The sequence below is a fragment of the Planococcus sp. S3-L1 genome (assembly GCF_030063085.1).
In the GTDB taxonomy this organism is placed as follows: Bacteria; Bacillota; Bacilli; order Bacillales_A; family Planococcaceae; genus Planococcus; species Planococcus kocurii.
Window position 1 is genome coordinate 171,036 of sequence record NZ_JASISN010000003.1, and the last position, 19,942, is coordinate 190,977.

Sequence of the window (19,942 nt, forward strand, 5' to 3'; positions counted from 1 at the left end):
AAGCAAAGAGGGTTTCTATGGTACTGACTTATTCGGTTTTTATTGGCTTGTTTGGTCTTGTTTTTGGTTCCTTTTTTAATGTTGTCGGCTTACGTGTGCCGAAAAAACAATCGATTGCTTACCCGCCTTCGCATTGCACCAATTGCGAACGGCGCTTAACGGCAATTGATTTGGTACCGGTGTTTTCTTATCTGTTTTTAAGAGGTCAATGCCGAACGTGTGGTGCTAAGATTCACTGGGTTTATCCGTTAATGGAAGCCGTGACTGCGGTTTTATTCGTGGCATCATTTTTGGTATTTGGCTTTACGCCAGAATTTGTCGTTGCGATCCTGTTTGTGTCGCTATTGGTCATCATCACCGTGTCAGACATCGCGTATATGCTCATTCCGGATAAAGTGCTCTTGCCGTTCGCAGTCGTGTTGCTCGGTTTTCGTTTGTTTGTTCCGTTAGATCCGTGGTGGGATAGTTTACTTGGAGCCGTTGTTGGATTTGGCTTACTGTTTTTGATTGCGGTTGTTTCGAAAGGCGGCATGGGTGGTGGCGACATCAAATTGTTTTTTGTCATCGGCTTGGTGCTCGGGACAGTGGGAACGCTCATGACCTTGTTTTTCGCTTCGTTTATCGGAGCGATTGTCGGTATTATTCAATTGCGCGTCACGAAAAAAGGACGCAAGACACCGATTCCATTTGGCCCGTCGATCGCGTTAGCGGCTGTCATCGTTTGTTTTTGGGGAGACGGGTTGCTTGCATGGTATATGAATTTTCTAGGGTGAAGCTGAGGCTTCATCCTTTTCTATTTTGAAACGTAACAGGCAGTTCTCCTTTACCGACCGCTTGGCTCCTGCAACAAGCGAGATAAGCGAACGAACGTCCGGTTTTGCTTAACGACTGGACACACCGGTGCTTGGGAATTTCTGTTTCTCGTAAATCTCAATTTTCAACCGCTACAGACAGCGCTTTTTGCAAATCTAATCGGTCAAATCTTATTTTTCAACCGCTTAATACGGCCAAAATTCATTTTTCTTCATTTGTTTTGGAGATTCGTTAGGTGGTATGATTCTTGAAAAAGGAGCGATTCTCATCATGAAGTTTAAAACTGATTTCCTAGTTGTTCTTGCATCACAATCACCGCGTCGTCAGGAGCTTTTAAGGATGCTTGGTGTTGATTTTGAGGTTATCCCAAGCACCAAAGATGAACCGGATCCGCAGCAGTTTCAAACGGCACTTGGTTATGTTTTAGCATGCGCTGCGCAAAAAGCACAGGAAGTTGCGGCCAGACGCACGGACGCCATCGTGATCGGTTCGGATACCATTGTCGTTTTAGGTGATGAGGTTTTATTGAAACCCAAAAATAAAGAACAAGCTACAGGCTACTTGCAGAAATTATCGGGTCGCACACATCAAGTGATTACGGCCGTTACGGTTGTGCAAGATACCAGTGAGCACACATTTTACGAAACAGTTAAAGTGACGTTTTTTGATTTGCCAGAGGCATGGATTGACGCCTATACCGATACGGAAGATCCGTATGACAAAGCAGGTGCATATGGCATACAAACGCTTTCTGGCTTGTTCGTTAAAGAAATTCAAGGGGACTACAACGCAGTCGTCGGTTTGCCCATTGCTGCATTAACACAGAAACTTGTCAGTGCCGGATTTATCTACTTAGAAGGGAGCAGTGTCAGATGCTAAACGAAACATCGTTAATGATCCGCGACGTCCATGTTTCTGACCGTCCGCGTGAACGACTCATCAATCAAGGTGCAGCGGCTTTGTCGAATCAAGAACTGATTGCGATTTTGCTGCGCACAGGCAGCAAACAAGAATCGGTATTGCATTTGGCTAATCGGATTCTCACTCATTTTGAACAAATTCAAGAATTGAAAAATGCCACCATCGAAGAGATGGTGGCAATCAACGGCATCGGCCAAGCAAAAGCCGTTCAACTGCTTGCCGCGGTAGAACTGGGCCGCCGTTTGTCTTCGAAACAAACGGATACAAAATTCACCATTCGTTCTCCAAAAGATGCGGCTTCTTATTTGATGGCCGATATGACTTCCCTCAAGCAAGAACATTTTGTCGTCTTATTCCTCAATATTAAAAACCAAGTGATGCATCGCCAAACTATATTTGTTGGGAGCCTAAACGCCTCTATTGTTCATCCTCGTGAAATTTTTCGTGAAGCGGTGCGCCGTTCTTCAGCTTCTATTGTCTGTGCACATAACCATCCTTCAGGAAATCCAGCGCCTTCTCCAGAAGATATCAATGTGACGAAACGACTCGTCGAAGCCGGTAGCATCATCGGCATTGAACTTCTTGATCACGTCATTATCGGTGACCACCAATTCATTTCGTTGAAAGAAAAGGGGTTCATGTAGCACTGTTTATTTTTTTTCTTTTCGTCTATAATGAGTGGTATTGTGTCAACACAATTGCCGAAATACGGCTTGTAATGGAAGGGAAGAAAAAACGTGTTTGGATTTGGTTTAAAAGATGTTGGAATTGATTTAGGTACTGCAAATACATTGGTCTATATTAAAGGCAAAGGAATCGTTCTTCGCGAACCTTCTGTAGTCATTAAAAATAAAAAAAATGGCGAAATCGTGGCAGTCGGCAACCAAGCTAAAAACATGATGGGCCGTACCGCAAACTCAATTGTCGCGATTCGTCCAATGCGTGACGGAGTGATCGCCGATTACGATACCACGTTGACGATGATCAAGCATTGTTTAGCTGAAGCGTTTAAAGCAGCAGGCGGTAAATGGAAAAGCGGTGTGGTACTGATTTGTGTGCCCTACGGCATTACGTCAGTGGAACAGCGCGCTGTGTTAAATGCTGCTCACGGAGCGGGAGCGCGTGAAGCGTTCACGATTGAAGAACCTTTTGCAGCAGCGATTGGCGCAGATTTGCCAGTTTGGGAACCTGTTGGCAGTATGGTCGTCGATATTGGAGGTGGAACGACTGAAGTGGCGGTTATTTCTTTAGGCGGCATTGTTTCGAGCGAATCGATTCGTGTAGCAGGAGATGCCTTAGATATGGAAATTACGCAGTATATCCGAAAAACCTATAATGTGTTGATAGGTGAAAGAACAGCGGAAGCACTTAAAGTTGGTATCGGTTCTGCGCGCATGATGGAAACCGATGACAAGGATGCTTCGATGGAAATTCGTGGACGTGACTTGTTGACCGGTTTTCCAAAAACTTTGCAAGTGACTTCCGAAGAAATTGCCGGAGCCTTGAGTGAACCAGTAGCCGCTATTGTCGCAGGTATTAAAGCGACTTTAGAAAAAACACCGCCTGAGTTGAGCGCAGATGTGTTAGAAAATGGTATTGTGTTAACAGGCGGAGGCGCACTTTTGAAAAATCTCGACCGTGTTATTTCGGCTGAGACGCTGATGCCCGTATCGATTGCCGAATATCCACTGGATTGTGTCGCGCTCGGTACAGGCAAGGCGTTGGAAAATATCGAGAAATTCCGACGTCAGTTATCAATTAAATAAGGAGGATGGCAATATGCCACAGCTTTTTACGAACAAGCGGCTCATATTGCTGCTGTTGGGTGTCATCCTGCTCGTTGCCCTGATTTCTTTTTCGCTCCGTGATCGTGACAATGTGTCGCTTCCGGAACAACTTATAAAAGATGCTGTTGGAGCGGGGCAGTCGGTGTTTTCACGTCCTGCTCATTTTGTCACTGGAATTTTTGAAAATGTGGATTCTTTATTAAATACATTTGAAGAAAACCAGCATCTAAAAACGCGTTTAGAAGAATTTGCAGGAGTGCAGGCTGAAGTTAAGGACTTGCGTTCTGAAAACGAAGAATTGAAAAAAATTACCGGCAAAGAACAATCGCTGCGTGATTACAATCCAATTCAGGCTACGGTTATCGCGCGAAATCCCGATCAATGGGAAGAAAAAATTATTCTTAACCAAGGTTCAAATCAAGGCGTCGGAGTAAATATGGCCGTTATGACGGCGAGCGGTTTGATTGGGAAAGTCACATTGACCACACCGACGACGTCAACTGTCGAGTTGATTTCTACGATCAATCCAAATTACCGTGTTTCTGCAATGGTCGTTGGTGGTGCAAAAGACGTTTTTGGCTTAATTGAAGGATACGACGCAGAACGTCGTGAACTTCTGTTAAAGCGGATTGACGCCAATATTGAATTGAAAAAAGGCGATCAAGTGATATCGAGTGGACTTGGTGGTATTTTTCCAAAAGGTATTTTAATCGGCACCATCACAGAAGTGACGATTGATGAGTTTGGGTTGACAAAGCTTGCTTATGTTAAGCCCGCTGCGGATTTTTCTCTTTTAAACCATGTAATTATCGCAGACCGATTGATGCCGGAAGTGGACGGTGAAGACAATGGCGTGACAGGAGACGATGAATCATGATCCGTTTTCTTATCCCGTTGATCTGCCTCGTCCTGTTTTTCATGGAACCGGTTTTCGGTCTTTTTTCGCCGCTCAATATTGACGGTGAATTGAATTACATCGTGCCACGTTTTTTAATTATGTTCTTGATTTTCTTGACGCTTTATTATGATTTAAAGCATGCGATGTTTTACGGATTATTTTTCGGGCTCTTGTATGATGTCTTTTACATTGATATTATTGGGTTATATTCTTTTTTGTATCCAGCTATTTGTCTGGTTGCGGCGTTCGCATTCAAAAGAATCCCCCGGAATTTATTGACGGCAACCTTGCTGACACTTGTTTTATTGGCATTGTTCGAATTTTTGCTTTACCAATTCTTCCTGCTTATTTCATTAACAGGAATGCCGCTTGGTACATTTATCACGACGCGGTTATGGCCAACGATGATCGCCAACTCCATTTTCTTGGTGATGCTCGGCTGGGTTTTCAAGTCGGTAATGGTCACGCAATTATCTGAGCGTGACAATAAGATAGGGTTATATTAATGAAAGCGCAGGTGACATTTTTTTGAAAAATCTCGTTACGATTAAAGGGAAAAATAAAGGACTTGTGCTGTATCTTGACGATCAATGTGCGTATGCGGATTTATTGGTTGAAGTAGCAGCGAAAGTATCGGATCCTGCGCTTGACAGCGATACCGAAGTCACGGTGCATTTGAACAAACGCTATTGCACAGACAGCCAGATTCAAGAACTAAGCAAAGTGGTGTCAACAAATCCTCATTTAAAGGTAATCGCAACGACAAGTGATATCTTGACAGTTCAAGAAAGTGAACAAAAAATTCTTGAAAGTCAGTCGGAAACCTATGTCGGCATTGTTCGGTCGGGTCAAGTGATTAAAGCTGAAGGCGATTTGGTCGTTATTGGAGATGTTAACCCCAATGGTCGGGTAGAAGCAGGCGGCAGTGTCTATGTACTGGGCCGACTAAAAGGCGCGGCGCATGCAGGGACAAAGGGCAATCGTGACGCAGTTATTGCGGCATCGTGGTTAGAAGCAACGCAATTGAAAATTCACGACGAATTGGAAACGATGACAGACGAATTGTCTAGTCTTTCGGAACAACCGGAAATGGAATGCGCTTATTTACATACAAATGGCACAATCATCATTGACCGTTTGCAGGAATTGCGGTTTATTCGTCCGCAAATTTCAACGTTTAAAGGAGGAAGCTAGTGTGGGAGAAGCTATCGTAATAACATCAGGCAAGGGAGGCGTCGGTAAAACGACGACAACCGCCAACCTCGGCACTGCATTGGCTCTTCAAGGAAAAAGGGTATGCCTAATCGACACCGATATTGGATTACGTAATCTAGACGTTATTCTCGGTTTAGAAAATCGCATTATCTACGATTTGATCGATGTCTTAGAAGGCCGTTGCAAAGTGCATCAAGCCCTTGTTAAAGACAAACGGTTTGAAGATATGTTGTATTTATTGCCAGCTGCACAAACGGCTGATAAAAATGACGTCAACCCTGAACAAATGAAAGAATTGGTAACGGAACTGAAAAAAGATTACGATTTTGTTATCATCGATTGCCCGGCTGGTATTGAGCAAGGCTATAAAAATGCCGTAGCTGGAGCAGATCACGCAATTGTCGTGACAACTCCTGAAATTTCAGCTGTTCGTGATGCTGATCGCATCATTGGGTTACTGGAACTTGAAGAAAACATCGACGCACCGCGTTTGATCATCAACCGCATTCGTCCACATTTGATGAAAGCGGGAGAAGCGCTAGATGTCAATGAAATTACAACGCATTTATCGATTGACCTTTTGGGGATTATCGCAGATGACGAGCGCGTTATTTCGAGCTCAAACAAAGGCGAACCGATCGTGATGGATCCGTCAAACACCGCAGCACTTGGCTACCGCAACATTGCGCGCCGCTTACTCGGAGAATCAGTGCCATTAATGAGCATGGAAAAAGCGCCACCAAGCTTGTTCACAAAAATCAAAGCCGTTTTCACAAAATAACATATTCTGAGCCTTCGCTATTGGAGCGAAGGCTTTTTTTAAAACTTTTGGGAGGTGTCGAATGAACGAATTTTTACTGATGCAAATGGTCGCGGCAGAACGTTTGTGTGTAGCGCATGAATCAAAGCAAGTCGTGTTGTCTGAACTGAAAAATTCTTTAGCAGGTGCAAGTGGTGAACAGCGTACGGCAAGTTTATTGAAAAGAGAGTTGGATTTACCAGGAGCAGTATTTCTGAGTGATGTGCATATGCCGTATAAAGAAGGAAATGCGCAAATTGACTTATTGCTCGTACACGCGGATTTTGTTTGTGTGCTGGAAGTAAAGAACATGATCGGCGAATTTTATTTTGACTCAGTGAATTTTCAGTTTCACCGAATGATTGATGGACGCAGAGAAGGAATGCGTAATCCAGAAGCACAATTGCACCGAGCGGTAAAGGCAACTTCTGGATTTCTCGGCGTTCCCGTACACGGCGTCATCGTTTTGGCGAGTCGCTCAGGAAAAGTAGTGGAGGCGCCAAAACAGTATCCGGTCGTATCGCTCGATTATTTGCCGTTTCATTTAGAACAACTAGCGCACGGAGCGAAACTTTTTAATGTCGCGACAATAACAGCAAGGCTGCAGGGATTGCCCGTGCGCAATGCCAATCGCCACTGGCTCGAGCGCCAGAAAATCACGCTCGATTCACTGCGTCTTGGTGTGACTTGTCCAACATGCCGCAACTGTCCACTCTTCTGGCAAGAACGTAAATGGCATTGCGACGGATGTGATTTTACTTCGCGCGATGCACACGAAGTCACGCTGCAAGAATACGCAGTGCTGTTTGGCAATAAACTCGACACGCGGGTTGCGTACCAGTTGCTTGGTGTCAAAGACAAATACGTGTTGTACCGGCTACTCGAAAAATCAGCACCCAAGAGTAATGTACGAGGCAAGCGACAGATTATTGAAAATCGTGATTTACTAAGAGCTTATTTTGGTCGCATTTATAAGTGACCGCACCTCAAACGCGAAAGACCGCACCTCGCGCCGGGGTAACCGCATCTCAAACGCGAAAGACCGCACCTCGCGCCGGGGTAACCGCACCTCAAACGCGAAAGACCGCACCTCGCGCCGAGATAACCGCACCTCACACAAATAAAAACTCCGAGCCGCACAAGCAGTTTCATAAAAACTAACATTGTCTATTGACTCGACTAGTTGCCGCATGGTATTATTCTAATGTTATGTTTGTAGCGCACCGTGCTGCAACCGCTCGAATCAGGTTACATTAAGAAGTTGCTTCGGCAAGTCACCTGAATAGGCGAGTCTTAATCTTAGAGGAGGTGCAAGGATATGTACGCAATTATTGAAACTGGTGGAAAACAAATCAAAGTTGAAGCGGGCCAAGAAATCTACGTTGAGAAATTAACTGGAGAAGCTGGTGACGTGATCACTTTTGATAAAGTTCTATTTGTAGGTGGAGATGATACTAAAGTGGGTGTTCCTTTTGTTGAAGGAGCTACTGTTACGGCTAAAGTTGTTAAAAACGGCCGCGCTAAAAAGATCACAGTTTTCACTTATAAAGCGAAAAAGAACTACCATAGAAAAAAAGGTCATCGTCAGCCATACACGAAATTGACTATCGATGCGATTAACCTGTAAGAATGATACTTGTAACTGTAAAGGAAACGTCAAAACGCATTTCGTCTTTTGAAATGTCAGGTCATGCGGATTATGCTGAACATGGGCAAGACCTCGTATGTGCTGGAGCGTCTGCTGTCTCTTTTGGAGCGGTGAACGCCATCATGGAGCTGACGGGAATCGAACCAGAAATTCAGCAGGCAAACAGCGGCTTTTTAAAAGTCAGTTTTCCGAACAACCTGAATGACAAGACGGACGAGCAGGTTCAACTGCTGGTACGCGCAATGATTGTTTCGTTAAAAACGATTGAACAAGACTATGAAGAATATATTAAAATAACCTTCACAGCTTAGGAGGTGGGACAGAATGTTAAGATTAGATCTTCAGTTTTTTGCATCCAAAAAAGGTGTAGGTTCAACGAGAAACGGACGTGACTCTGAATCTAAACGCCTTGGCGCAAAACGTGCAGACGGCCAAGAAGTTACTGGTGGTTCAATTTTATACCGTCAACGCGGTACTAGAATTTATCCGGGCGAGAACGTTGGACGCGGCGGAGACGATACACTTTTTGCTAAAATCGACGGAATCGTACGTTTTGAACGTTACGGACGCGATAAGAAAAAAGTTAGCGTATATCCAGTTGCACAAGAAGCTTAATACAAAACGAAAAGGGCTGCTTTCGCAGTCCTTTTTCTTTTGAAAATAATAGGCACCGTCTGCGAGACGAACAGAATACATTATTTTAGGAATTTGCTGCGAATTGTTGGTATACTGAAATAAGAAGCTGAATCGGGACGTGACGTATGGGAAAACCAATGACAGTGGCACAATCGCTTCGGCATGCGCGCCATGATTTTTTAAACGACCTTCAATTAATCAAAATGAATTTGGATCTTGGCCGTCTACAAGAGGCGCAAGCGATAATTCGTTCGCATGCCGAAGCGTCTATGCATGCCAGTCGGCTGGCCGACATCGGTCTGCCGCTGACAGAAGAATGGCTGTTGACGGCAAATTGGCGCTTTCTGGAATTTGATTTTCAGGTAATGTGTTTGGCGGTTCAGGCACCTGCACAAAAAGACGCCGAATTGCGGCGTTTTCTGGAAGATTTCGTTCAATCAGCAAAACTACACCTGACTCCATATGAGGTGTACAGTAGCGAAATTTTATTGACATCCAGTAGCTCGTTTTTTGAAATAAGCATTACAGGTCCAGGGAGTTGGCTAGATTTAAAACTAATGGAATCAGCTGGATTCACAGTAACAAAAGAGTGCAGCGAAGACAGCGTTATGATTGTTGTTCGCGCACAGATGGAGGGATAATATGTTTGTCGATCACGTAAAAGTTTATGTTAGAGGTGGCGACGGCGGAGATGGCATGGTTGCATTCCGTCGCGAAAAATATGTACCAAATGGCGGACCTGCCGGTGGAGATGGTGGTAAAGGCGGAAATATCGTTTTTATCGTTGAAGAGGGACTTCGTACGCTAATGGATTTCCGTTACAAACGGATTTTTAAAGCGGAACGTGGAACACACGGCATGAGCAAAAACCAGCACGGTGCTAAAGCAGAAGACACGTTTATTAAAGTTCCACCAGGCACAGTAGTAAAAGACGTCGATTCGGGCGAAACCATTGCGGATTTAGTCGAACATGGCCAAACGGCTGTTATCGCTAAAGGCGGACGCGGCGGACGTGGGAACTCACGTTTTGCGACGCCTGCAAACCCTGCACCAGAATTGTCTGAAAAAGGCGAACCGGGTTATGAGCGTAACGTTATTTTGGAATTGAAAGTATTGGCAGATGCTGGACTTGTAGGATTCCCGAGTGTCGGGAAATCGACTCTTTTGTCCGTTGTTTCGGCAGCAAAGCCGAAAATTGCTGAATACCATTTTACAACAATTGTTCCAAACTTGGGCATGGTTGAAACAGAAGATCAACGCAGCTTTGTTATGGCCGATCTTCCTGGATTAATTGAAGGCGCTCACCAAGGAGTTGGTCTTGGTCATCAATTCTTGCGTCATATCGAACGTACGCGTGTGATTATTCACGTGATTGACATGTCCGGTCTTGAAGGTCGCGACGCTTACGATGATTATGTAACGATTAACGAAGAATTAAAACAATACAACATGCGTTTGACGGAACGTCCGCAATTGATTGTTGCCAACAAAATGGATATGCCCGATTCTGAAGAGAACTTAGCGAAATTCCGTGAGAAATTACCGGAAGATGCACGCATTTTCCCAATCTCTGCATTGTCACGCAAAGGGTTGAATAACTTATTGTTCGCTATTGCTGACGTTATTGAAGTAACGCCGGAGTTCCCATTGATCGACGAAGAAGAAGCCGATTCAGAAAGCACTGTTCTTTACAAACACGAAACCGATGCAGATGGCTTTGACATTACGCGTGGTCCTGACGGTGCGTTCATCTTGACTGGCTATGCCATTGAACGGATGTTCAAGATGACGGACTTTTCTCGTGAAGATTCAATTCGCCGTTTTTCTCGCCAAATGCGCGGTATGGGAATTGATGACGCTCTTCGTGAACGTGGAGCAGAAAATGGCGACACGGTTCGCTTGCTTGAATTCGAATTTGAATTTATGGATTGATGCGGAGGTAGCTTGAATGAAGGATATTTCGGAGCAACGGTATTATTTAGTGCGTGAAGATGTTTTGACAGAAGCGATGCAAAAAACGCTCGAAGTGAAAAAAATGCTGCAAAACGATCGCATTTCCATTATGGACGCAGTCAACAAAACAGGTCTTTCACGCTCTGCGTTTTATAAATATCGGGACGCTGTTTTTCCGTTCCATTCGATTGTCAAAGAACGGATCTTGACGGTTTTCTTACAATTAGAAGACCGCTCAGGAACCCTCGCGACACTTTTGCAGGCAGTTGCTGAAAATGGCTGTAATATTTTGACCATCCACCAAACGATTCCAATTCAAGGACGGGCAAACGTCACTTTGTCTCTGGACGTAACAGCAATGGATGGGGATTTGGACGTATTTTTGCACCAGCTAAAAAAACTCGATTTTGTCGAGTCGGCTGATGTGGTATCAAGTGGAGCATCTTAATGGAGGAATGTTTAAATGACTGGACACGCTGTAAGTAAACGAATTTCATATTTAGGGCCGGAAGCGTCATTTACACACCTTGCGGCAACAAAAGTTTTCCCCGGAGAGACACTGGTACCTTTTACAACCATTCCTGAATGCATAGAAGCAGTGGCAGAAGGCAGCGTAGATTACGCTGTCGTGCCGCTGGAAAATGCGTTAGAAGGATCGGTTCCACTGACTGTGGATTATTTATTCCACGAAGCGCAATTGTATGTGACGGCTGAAGTATTATCTTCAATCGAACAACATTTGTTGGTGCACCCTGAAAACCGCAACGCGGAATCGTTTGAAGCGATTTATTCGCATCCACACGCTTTGGCGCAATGCCACAAATACCTTTTTTATACATACAAAAATACGCCGTTAGAACAATACAGTTCAACAGCGGCTGCAGCTAAAATGGTTTCGGAATTACCGGAACGCAACATCGCAGCGATTGGCAATGAATTCTCTGCGCATAAATACGGGTTGGATATTTTGCAACGGGATATTCACGATTTCCATTTTAACCATACCCGCTTTTTCGTGTTGTCAAAGTCTGATCACAAACTGACAGACCCGGCGCATGACGATCAAATCAAAACAACGTTAATGATTACGCCACCAGATGATGACCGTTCAGGCGTTTTGCACCAAATTTTGTCTGTTTTTGCGTGGCGCCGCCTAAACTTGAGTAAAATCGAGTCACGTCCATTGAAAACAGGGCTAGGTGATTATTTCTTTATTGCGGACGTCTTAGCAGAAGAAAAAGATGCGATGATGCGTGGGGCCTTTGAAGAGCTTGCCGCTCTTGGGTGCACCGTCAAAACACTCGGATCGTACTACACGTACAAATGATCAACGACAAGCCCTGTAGCGGAAAATGCTGCAGGGCTTTTTTATGGCAAAACCCGTCTACCTTGTTCAGGTGGACGGGTTGTCACTAAAATTTATTCGCTTTCCTCTAGCAAAAATCCATTGTCTCGCATATCACTGATGGCTTTTTCAAGTGTCACGTGATTTGCTGCTGTAATGGTATGAAGATGTGTGCCGTCTGTTAGCTCCAGCAAATAACTAGCACCGGTGTCATGGACGCGTTGCATAAAGGCCTCGACTTGTTCGACTGTTGCTACGTGAATACCAGCGGTTAGTTCACCGTATACCGGATGCTCAATCGACACATCTTTTACGGTAACGCCTGCTCGGACCAAAAGTTTTAACTCGCGTTCGGTGTCTTCACCTTGGTGGCGGCAAGCGATGCGCCGGGTAGCTAGTTCAGTCACGCGCTCAGCTAGGAACAAATAGCCTTGGCTAGTGGCGATAATTGGCTCGCCTTTTGCTTTGAGCAAGGTCATGTCACCAACGATCACTTGTCGTGACACATTTGCCAATGCAGCCAAATCACTGCCTGTCATGGGTTCGTTTGACGATTTTATTTTTTCCAACAGAAACTGGCGCCGTTGTTCACCGAATAGTTTTTTCATAAAGATCCCTCGCTTATCAACTTGTTAAGAACATCTTAACATGTGCTGAACAACAGTGGGTTTATTTCGTTTAAGTGTGCGAATATGCTATAATTAGTGAGTTGAATTGGAGGAGAGACTGTCCATGTACGATTACATAAAAGGCAAAGTTACACGCGTAACGCCTGAATATTTAGTGATAGAACAGCAAGGAATCGGCTGGCAGATTTTCGCACCCAATCCGTATTCGTTTGGCACAGAAGATTTGCAAGTGTTCTTGCATCACCACGTGCGTGAAGACGCGCAGTTGTTATTTGGCTTTCCGACATTTGAGCAACGTGAATTGTTTCGTAAGCTAATTTCGGTATCGGGTATTGGTCCAAAAGGTGCGCTCGCTATTTTGGCCAGTGGACAACCGCAACACGTCATCGAAGCGATCGAACGCGAAGATGAATCGTATTTAGTAAAATTCCCTGGAGTCGGCAAAAAAACAGCTCGTCAAATGATTTTGGATTTGAAAGGCAAGTTGACTGAGTTTTTCGGTGATCCATTCGATTCAGAAGAAACTACCACGCTCTTATCAAACGACCTAGTTGAGCTTGAAGAAGCGATGCTAGCACTTGGAGCTCTCGGGTATTCAGAACGTGAAATCAATAAAGTGAAACCACAATTGCGCGATTTGGATTTAGATACCGAAGGCTTTATGAAAAAAGCACTGCAGCTACTGCTTAAACAAAACTGATGAAAGGAGGCGGACGGCATGGAAGACCGCATTATAGACAGTGAAGTAACAGAGTTTGATGACCGCTTTGAGCAATCGCTGCGTCCCCAATACTTGTCTCAGTATATTGGGCAGCATAAAGTAAAACACAATTTGCAGATTTTCATTGAAGCTGCGAAAATGCGTCAAGAAAGTTTGGACCATGTCTTGTTATACGGGCCTCCTGGACTTGGCAAAACGACATTGGCTGCTGTTATCGCCAATGAAATGGAAGTAAATGTGAAAATGACGAGTGGGCCCGCAATCGAACGTCCCGGCGATTTAGCAGCGATTGTATCGTCACTCGAGCCCGGAGACGTCTTGTTTATTGACGAAATCCACCGGTTAAACCGAGCAATTGAAGAAGTGTTGTACCCGGCGATGGAAGACTTTTGTATCGATATTGTCGTTGGTAAAGGACCTACTGCGAGATCGGTGCGTTTAGATTTACCACCCTTTACGTTAATCGGTGCGACGACACGTGCTGGTGCTTTATCAGCTCCACTTCGTGACCGTTTCGGAGTATTGTCTCGTCTTGAGTATTACGACACAGAAGCATTGACTGAAATTGTTGTCCGTAGTTCGAAACTGTTTGAAGCCGATATCGATCCGAATGCGGCTGTTGAGATTGCGCGTCGATCTCGTGGGACACCGCGTATTGCCAACCGCTTACTTAAGCGCGTACGAGATTATGCACAAGTTCGCGGAACGGGTTCGATTACGATGGACATGGCGGAACAAGCACTTGAAATGCTGCAAGTGGACCCACTCGGACTCGATCACATTGATCATAAATTATTGACAGGCATGATTGAACGCTTTCGCGGCGGTCCGGTTGGACTGGATACCATCGCTGCAAGTATCGGAGAAGAGTCGACGACCATTGAAGACGTCTACGAACCGTATTTGCTGCAGATTGGTTTTATTCAACGGACACCAAGAGGACGCACTGTCACCCAACTTGCCTATGAACACTTTAAAATGGAGATGCCTGAATGACAAAACTAACTACACCAAACACAACATTAAACATACAAGATTATGATTTTGACTTGCCTGAAGAATTGATTGCACAAACACCGTTACTTGACCGGACGTCAAGTCGGCTATTGGTGATGAATAAAGAAACAGGACAGACGTCGCACCGCCATTTCCGCGACATTATCGACTATTTGCATAAAGGCGATACACTCGTATTAAACGATACGCGCGTGTTACCTGCACGGTTAATGGGCGTCAAAGAAGACACAGGTGCCAACATCGAATTATTGCTATTAAAGCAAGTGGAGGACGATGTGTGGGAAACGCTGACGAAGCCTGCGAAAAAAGTGAAAGTCGGAACGGTTGTTTCTTTTGGCGATGGCTTGTTGCGTGCTGAATGTACCGGCATATTAGATCACGGGGGCCGTCATTTTAAAATGATTTACGACGGAATTTTTTACGAAATTTTGGATCAGCTCGGCGAAATGCCGTTGCCGCCTTATATCCGCGAAAAATTAGAAGACCAAGACCGTTATCAAACTGTTTTTGCAAAAGAGCGAGGAAGTGCTGCAGCTCCAACTGCTGGACTTCATTTTACCGACGAGTTGTTGGAACAAATTCGTGATAAAGGCGTGAACATCGCATTTATCACACTTCATGTGGGCCTCGGAACTTTCCGTCCGGTGTCGGTCGATTCGATCGAAGACCACGAAATGCATTCGGAATTTTACCGAATACCAAAAGAAACAGCCGATATGATCAATAAAACCAAACAGAATGGTGGACGAATTGTGTCGGTTGGCACTACGTCGACACGGACGCTTGAATCGGTCGCTCAAAAATTTGACGGCAAATTACAAGAAGATAGTGGCTGGACGGATATTTTTATTTTTCCGGGTTATGAATTCAAAGCGGTAGACGGCTTAATTACCAATTTCCATTTGCCGAAATCGACTTTGGTCATGCTCGTTAGCGCATTGTCGAGCCGCGATTATATCTTAAACGCCTACAACCAAGCAGTAGATGAACGTTACCGCTTTTTCAGCTTTGGCGATGCGATGTTTATTGAACCACAGAAAAAGGAGACTCACCCATGACAGCAGCAGTTACGTACGAACACATCAAAACCTGTAAACAAACAGGTGCACGACTTGGAATCGTCCATACACCGCACGGTTCTTTCGAAACACCGGCATTTATGCCAGTCGGAACGCAAGCGACCGTTAAAACCATGTCACCAGAAGAATTAAAAGCCATGAACGCTGGGATTATTTTAAGCAACACGTATCATTTATGGTTGCGTCCCGGAAATGATGTTATTAAAGAAGCGGGTGGATTGCACAAGTTCATGAACTGGGATCGTCCGATTTTAACCGATTCTGGTGGTTTTCAAGTATTTTCACTAAGTGAATTCCGCAATATTAAAGAAGAAGGCGTTCATTTCCGTAACCATATGAACGGCGACAAATTATTTTTAAGTCCAGAAAAAGCGATGCACATTCAAAATGACTTAGGATCTGACATCATGATGGCCTTTGACGAATGTCCGCCCTTCCCAGCAACACACGAATATATGAAGTCAAGTGTAGAGCGTACGTCGCGCTGGGCAGAACGTTGCCTTGAAGCGCATCAGCGTCCACAAGACCAAGCGTTATTTGGCATTATCCAAGGCGGCGAATTTGAAGACTTGCGTAAGCAAAGTGCACAAGACCTTGTGTCACTGGATTTCCCGGGTTACGCAATTGGCGGATTGTCAGTTGGTGAACCAAAAGACGTCATGAACCGTGCGTTAGAATATACAACACCGTTAATGCCAGCTGATAAGCCGCGTTATTTAATGGGGGTTGGTTCACCCGATTCACTTATCGACGGTGCCATTCGCGGCATTGATATGTTTGATTGTGTCTTACCGACACGGATTGCTCGAAACGGTACATTGATGACAAGCACCGGTCGTTTGAACATTAAAAACGCGGTGTTTAAGCGTGATTTTGGTCCAATTGATGACAAATGCGATTGTTACACATGCACAAATTATTCGCGTGCCTATGTTCATCACTTGATTCGCGCAGACGAAACATTCGGAATTAGGCTTACTAGTTATCATAACCTGCAATTTCTGTTAAACTTAATGGGACAGGTGCGTCAAGCAATTCGTGAAGACCGCCTGGGAGATTTCCGCGAAGAATTTTTCGAAGCGTACGGTTTCAACAAACCCAATGCTAAAAATTTCTGAGTTTGTACGAGAATAGAGAAAGTGAAAGGGGGAAATTGAATAATGGAAACGTTAATTGCGTTATCACCTTTACTATTGATGTTCTTGCTAATGTGGTTTTTCATCATCCGTCCTGCCCAAAAACGCCAAAAAGCAACAAAGAACATGCAGACAGAACTAAGACGTGGCGACCGCATTGTCACAATCGGCGGCTTACACGGCCTTGTGGATGCAGTTGATGATGCGACAATCTTCATCACCGTAGCGGATGGCACGCGCTTGCAGTTTGAGCGTCAAGCAATCGCACGTGTAGTGGATTCAGCAAAAGCAACAATCTAAACCAAATAAAAGCTCGCCTTCGATTTTGAAGGCGATTTTTTTAATTAAACATTCTGTCCTTATTCTAAATTTTCCAGTTACAAGGTACAATGGGTACAGTACATCGGAAAGGAGTATACGCATGACGAGTTATCCCCATCAATTTGAATTCGTTTTGCCGGCACTCGAAAGCAAATGCAGTGAATTCCACCACTTTCAATACGATACATTTACAGAAGCCGATTTATGGGAATTTTGTGTTAAGAAAAAATGGCGAAAAAAAGATATAGAGACGATGCACCTTTACGAAATGATTAACGACATTATGGATATGACTGCTTCGGATTTTTTAGCTTACCACCAAGTAGAAGCGCTAAAAAAAGCGCGTTGGAATGACGTCAGCACACTTGAAAATATCGAACACCTTTTAAGACCGTCTCCGAAAAAGTAAACCAGTTTTAGCATGTATATTTTCTTGCTGCGTCTATCGTTTTAAGTGCCGACGCTTGAAAATGTACAAATACATTTACAAGAACCTAAGGCGGCAAATGGCAAAGGGATGCTCCTGCATCGATGCGCAAGCTTAGCCGCAAAGTACTAGCTTGAGTGATTTCATCAACCCAGTCTAACTAGAGAAACAAACTTCAATTCATGAAGTGCAATTTGACAGTATTCGGCAGCTGTTTCATAATGATAGTGCTGTGTTTTACACACCTGAGGAGGAAATTTACATATGAAAGCAAGAGGTCGTATTATTGCCTTTTTCTTACTAGTCATTGCACTGATAGGAATTATTGGCACTACGAGTTTACCCATCGCAAAAGACATTAAATTAGGGTTGGATTTACAAGGTGGTTTTGAAGTGCTTTACGAAGTGACAGCACTTGAAGACGGCCAAGAAATTACAGAAAGTGTGTTGACGGACACAACCGATGCATTGATGAACCGAATCAACGTACTCGGTGTCAGTGAGCCCGTTATTCAGATTGAAGGAGACAACCGCATTCGTGTTCAATTAGCGGGAGTCGAAGATCAATCGTCAGCGCGTGAATTGCTGTCGACTGAAGCAAATTTAACGTTCCGTGATGCGGAAGATAATTTGCTGCTTGCTGGAAATGACTTGAAGCAAGGTGGCGCAACGGGAACTTTTGATTCGAATGGCAATCCTATTGTCACATTGGAATTAAATGACCCAGGAAAATTTGCCGAAGTGACAGAAAGTATTTCGCAAATGCCAGCACCTGACAATGTCTTGGTCATCTGGCTTGATTTTGAAGAAGGTGTCGATTCGTTCGCAGAAGAACGCTTAAAAGCAGATCCGAAATTTGTTTCAGCACCGAGTGTTAGTCAGCGTATTTCATCACCATCTGTTGAAATTTCAGGATCGTTTACTGTAGAAGAAACACAAAATCTATCAGGAATCTTGAATGCAGGTGCTTTGCCGGTAAGTTTGACAGAAATCTACTCGACTTCAGTTGGTGCTCAGTTTGGTGAACAAGCACTTGATCAGACGATGGTCGCAGCTGCTGTCGGTATAGCATTAGTGTTACTATTTATGCTTATTTATTACCGCTTACCAGGAATGGTCGCAGTGGTTACGTTGTCAGCGTATGTGTACTTAATTCTGTTGGTATTTGAATGGATTGGCGGCGTTCTGACGTTACCAGGTATCGCGGCAATCATGCTCGGTGTCGGGATGGCAGTAGATGCCAACATCATCACGTATGAGCGAATTCGTGAAGAAATGCGTGTCGGCAAGTCAGTAAAAGAAGCTTTCAAAGTAGGGGCACGTTCGTCATTCTCGGCAATTATTGATGCCAACGTGACGACCTTATTGGCAGCGATTGTTTTGTTCTATTTCGGAACAAGTTCCGTCAAAGGGTTTGCGACGCTATTGATTATCTCTATTTTGGTCAGCTTTTTAACAGCTGTTTGGGGATCGCGTCTATTGCTTGGTCTATGGGTCAACAGCGGAGCACTCGACCACAAACCCGGATTGTTTGGGTTAAAAAAATCAGTTATCCACTCACCAGAAGAAGGTTTAGAGATTACCGATCTTTCAACTCGTTTTGACCGGTTTGATTTTGCAGGCAATCGCAATAAATTCTTCTTGGCTTCGATTGTTTTAATCGTTGCTGGAATGGCTGTTCTTGGTGTGTTCCGTTTGAACTTAGGAATCGATTTCTCGAGTGGAACACGTGTTGAAATTGCTTCAGAAGCAGCATTGACGAAAGAAGAAGTACAAAGCTTCTTAGATGGTGCGGGCTTTGAAACAGACGATATCGTCATTTCAGGTGATGAATCGAATATCGGTGTAGCTCGTTACAATGAAGAATTTAGTCAAGAAGAAATCAATAGCTTGAAAGCGACAGCTATTGAAGAATTTGGTTCTGAACCAAACGTTTCAACGGTATCAGCCACAGTCGGTCAGGAATTGGCGAAAAATGCATTGTATGCATTGTCCATTGCTGCGCTTGGCATAATTATATATGTAGCTTTCCGTTTTGAATGGCGTATGGGTGTGGCATCGGTTGTTGCATTAATTCACGATGCATTCTTTATCGTTGCTATTTTCAGTATGCTCCGACTAGAAGTAGACATTACCTTTATCGCAGCGGTATTGACCATTATCGGTTACTCGATCAATGACACGATTGTGACATTTGACCGAATCCGTGAAAACATGAAACGCATGAAAAAAATTGATTCAGTAGAACAATTGGAAAAAGTCGTTAACGTATCGCTTCGTCAAACGCTTGGTCGATCGGTAAATACGGTATTAACGGTATTATTAGTCGTAATCGCGCTATTAATTTTTGGTGCGCCATCGATTACAAACTTCTCCATCGCGTTATTAATCGGTTTGATTGCCGGTACCTATTCTTCGATCTTTATTGCAGCGCAGCTATGGCTAGTGCTGAAAAAAGGGGAATTGAAGAAAAAAGGACCGATCGATATCGAGAAGAAAGAACAAGAATCTAAATGGGGTTCTGATGAGCCTGTAGTATAAGTTTAAAATAGCAATGGAACAGGGTATAATGACAATGACCTTGTTCCATTTTTTTA

The 19,942-nt window shown here is 44.1% G+C and carries 24 protein-coding genes and 1 other annotated feature; of the genes, 23 read left to right on the plus strand and 1 reads right to left on the minus strand.

All coding sequences use genetic code 11. The features are described from left to right. Positions 1–17 precede the first annotated feature (17 nt). The 16 genes from QMF37_RS04785 to pheA all read left to right on the plus strand — a co-directional run bounded on the left by QMF37_RS04785 (position 18) and on the right by pheA (position 11,997). A complete protein-coding gene (locus QMF37_RS04785; protein ID WP_283476897.1) occupies positions 18–773 on the plus strand; it encodes a prepilin peptidase in 756 nt (251 codons plus the stop codon). A 310-nt stretch (positions 774–1,083) separates the two neighbouring features. Then, positions 1,084–1,692 (plus strand): Maf family protein, encoded by a 609-nt coding sequence (locus tag QMF37_RS04790; RefSeq protein ID WP_283476899.1) that lies wholly within the window; start codon positions 1,084–1,086, stop codon positions 1,690–1,692. Continuing rightward, entirely contained in the window at positions 1,686–2,378 is a 693-nt protein-coding gene (gene radC, locus QMF37_RS04795; protein ID WP_058385639.1) for a RadC family protein, read from the plus strand. Before QMF37_RS04790 ends, radC begins: the two co-directional genes overlap by 7 nt. Positions 2,379–2,471: 93 nt before the next feature. Further along, positions 2,472–3,500, plus strand: a complete 1,029-nt coding sequence (locus QMF37_RS04800) for a rod shape-determining protein (protein ID WP_071154345.1) — start codon at positions 2,472–2,474, stop codon at positions 3,498–3,500. Between the two features lie 13 nt (positions 3,501–3,513). After that, positions 3,514–4,398 carry a rod shape-determining protein MreC gene (gene mreC / locus QMF37_RS04805; RefSeq protein ID WP_058385637.1) on the plus strand — a complete coding sequence of 295 codons (885 nt, stop codon included), beginning with the start codon at positions 3,514–3,516 and terminating at the stop codon, positions 4,396–4,398. Beyond that, complete coding sequence (mreD, locus tag QMF37_RS04810; RefSeq protein WP_071154346.1) at positions 4,395–4,925, plus strand: rod shape-determining protein MreD; 531 nt, start codon at positions 4,395–4,397, stop codon at positions 4,923–4,925. Before mreC ends, mreD begins: the two co-directional genes overlap by 4 nt. 16 nt (positions 4,926–4,941) lie before the next feature. Continuing rightward, complete coding sequence (gene minC, locus QMF37_RS04815; protein WP_071154347.1) at positions 4,942–5,613, plus strand: septum site-determining protein MinC; 672 nt, start codon at positions 4,942–4,944, stop codon at positions 5,611–5,613. Between the two features lies 1 nt (position 5,614). Continuing rightward, complete coding sequence (gene minD / locus QMF37_RS04820) at positions 5,615–6,415, plus strand: septum site-determining protein MinD (RefSeq protein ID WP_058385634.1); 801 nt, start codon at positions 5,615–5,617, stop codon at positions 6,413–6,415. Between the two features lie 61 nt (positions 6,416–6,476). Continuing rightward, entirely contained in the window at positions 6,477–7,412 is a 936-nt protein-coding gene (locus tag QMF37_RS04825) for a nuclease-related domain-containing protein (RefSeq protein ID WP_283476906.1), read from the plus strand. A gap of 243 nt (positions 7,413–7,655) precedes the next feature. Further along, positions 7,656–7,737 (plus strand) — a sequence feature (ribosomal protein L21 leader region). A gap of 14 nt (positions 7,738–7,751) precedes the next feature. After that, a complete protein-coding gene (rplU, locus tag QMF37_RS04830) occupies positions 7,752–8,060 on the plus strand; it encodes a 50S ribosomal protein L21 (protein ID WP_058385632.1) in 309 nt (102 codons plus the stop codon). Positions 8,061–8,062: 2 nt separating this feature from the next. Further along, on the plus strand, positions 8,063–8,392 hold the full coding sequence (locus tag QMF37_RS04835; protein ID WP_058385631.1) for a ribosomal-processing cysteine protease Prp: 330 nt from the start codon (positions 8,063–8,065) through the stop codon (positions 8,390–8,392). 13 nt (positions 8,393–8,405) lie between these two features. Next, entirely contained in the window at positions 8,406–8,696 is a 291-nt protein-coding gene (gene rpmA, locus QMF37_RS04840) for a 50S ribosomal protein L27 (RefSeq protein ID WP_149456287.1), read from the plus strand. A 146-nt stretch (positions 8,697–8,842) separates the two neighbouring features. Continuing rightward, positions 8,843–9,358 (plus strand): Spo0B domain-containing protein, encoded by a 516-nt coding sequence (locus tag QMF37_RS04845; protein ID WP_283476911.1) that lies wholly within the window; start codon positions 8,843–8,845, stop codon positions 9,356–9,358. 1 nt (position 9,359) lies between these two features. After that, complete coding sequence (gene obgE / locus QMF37_RS04850) at positions 9,360–10,649, plus strand: GTPase ObgE (RefSeq protein WP_058385628.1); 1,290 nt, start codon at positions 9,360–9,362, stop codon at positions 10,647–10,649. A gap of 16 nt (positions 10,650–10,665) precedes the next feature. Further along, complete coding sequence (locus tag QMF37_RS04855) at positions 10,666–11,118, plus strand: ACT domain-containing protein (protein ID WP_058385627.1); 453 nt, start codon at positions 10,666–10,668, stop codon at positions 11,116–11,118. A 15-nt stretch (positions 11,119–11,133) separates the two neighbouring features. Then, positions 11,134–11,997: a prephenate dehydratase gene (pheA, locus tag QMF37_RS04860; protein ID WP_058385626.1), complete on the plus strand. Its 864-nt coding sequence runs from the start codon at positions 11,134–11,136 to the stop codon at positions 11,995–11,997. Between the two features lie 92 nt (positions 11,998–12,089). On the opposite strand, the gene QMF37_RS04865 is transcribed toward pheA, so the two are convergent. Further along, the gene (locus QMF37_RS04865) at positions 12,090–12,623 is read right to left on the minus strand and encodes a transcription repressor NadR (RefSeq protein WP_058385625.1); all 534 of its coding nucleotides are present in this window, start codon (positions 12,621–12,623) and stop codon (positions 12,090–12,092) included. Between the two features lie 124 nt (positions 12,624–12,747). On the opposite strand from QMF37_RS04865, the gene ruvA reads away from it, so the two are divergent. The 7 genes from ruvA (at position 12,748) to secDF (ending at position 19,886) form a co-directional block, all read left to right on the plus strand. Then, the gene (gene ruvA, locus QMF37_RS04870; protein WP_283476916.1) at positions 12,748–13,344 is read left to right on the plus strand and encodes a Holliday junction branch migration protein RuvA; all 597 of its coding nucleotides are present in this window, start codon (positions 12,748–12,750) and stop codon (positions 13,342–13,344) included. Between the two features lie 18 nt (positions 13,345–13,362). Beyond that, positions 13,363–14,361: a Holliday junction branch migration DNA helicase RuvB gene (gene ruvB, locus QMF37_RS04875; protein ID WP_058385623.1), complete on the plus strand. Its 999-nt coding sequence runs from the start codon at positions 13,363–13,365 to the stop codon at positions 14,359–14,361. Then, positions 14,358–15,440, plus strand: a complete 1,083-nt coding sequence (queA, locus tag QMF37_RS04880; RefSeq protein WP_078080324.1) for a tRNA preQ1(34) S-adenosylmethionine ribosyltransferase-isomerase QueA — start codon at positions 14,358–14,360, stop codon at positions 15,438–15,440. Before ruvB ends, queA begins: the two co-directional genes overlap by 4 nt. Continuing rightward, positions 15,437–16,579, plus strand: a complete 1,143-nt coding sequence (gene tgt, locus QMF37_RS04885) for a tRNA guanosine(34) transglycosylase Tgt (RefSeq protein ID WP_283476919.1) — start codon at positions 15,437–15,439, stop codon at positions 16,577–16,579. Before queA ends, tgt begins: the two co-directional genes overlap by 4 nt. Before the next feature lie 42 nt (positions 16,580–16,621). Beyond that, positions 16,622–16,897, plus strand: coding sequence for a preprotein translocase subunit YajC (gene yajC, locus QMF37_RS04890; protein WP_058385620.1), 276 nt, complete (start codon positions 16,622–16,624; stop codon positions 16,895–16,897). A 121-nt stretch (positions 16,898–17,018) separates the two neighbouring features. Then, on the plus strand, positions 17,019–17,327 hold the full coding sequence (locus QMF37_RS04895) for a post-transcriptional regulator (protein WP_058385619.1): 309 nt from the start codon (positions 17,019–17,021) through the stop codon (positions 17,325–17,327). A 282-nt stretch (positions 17,328–17,609) separates the two neighbouring features. Beyond that, positions 17,610–19,886, plus strand: coding sequence for a protein translocase subunit SecDF (gene secDF, locus QMF37_RS04900; protein WP_071154351.1), 2,277 nt, complete (start codon positions 17,610–17,612; stop codon positions 19,884–19,886). Positions 19,887–19,942 lie beyond the last annotated feature (56 nt).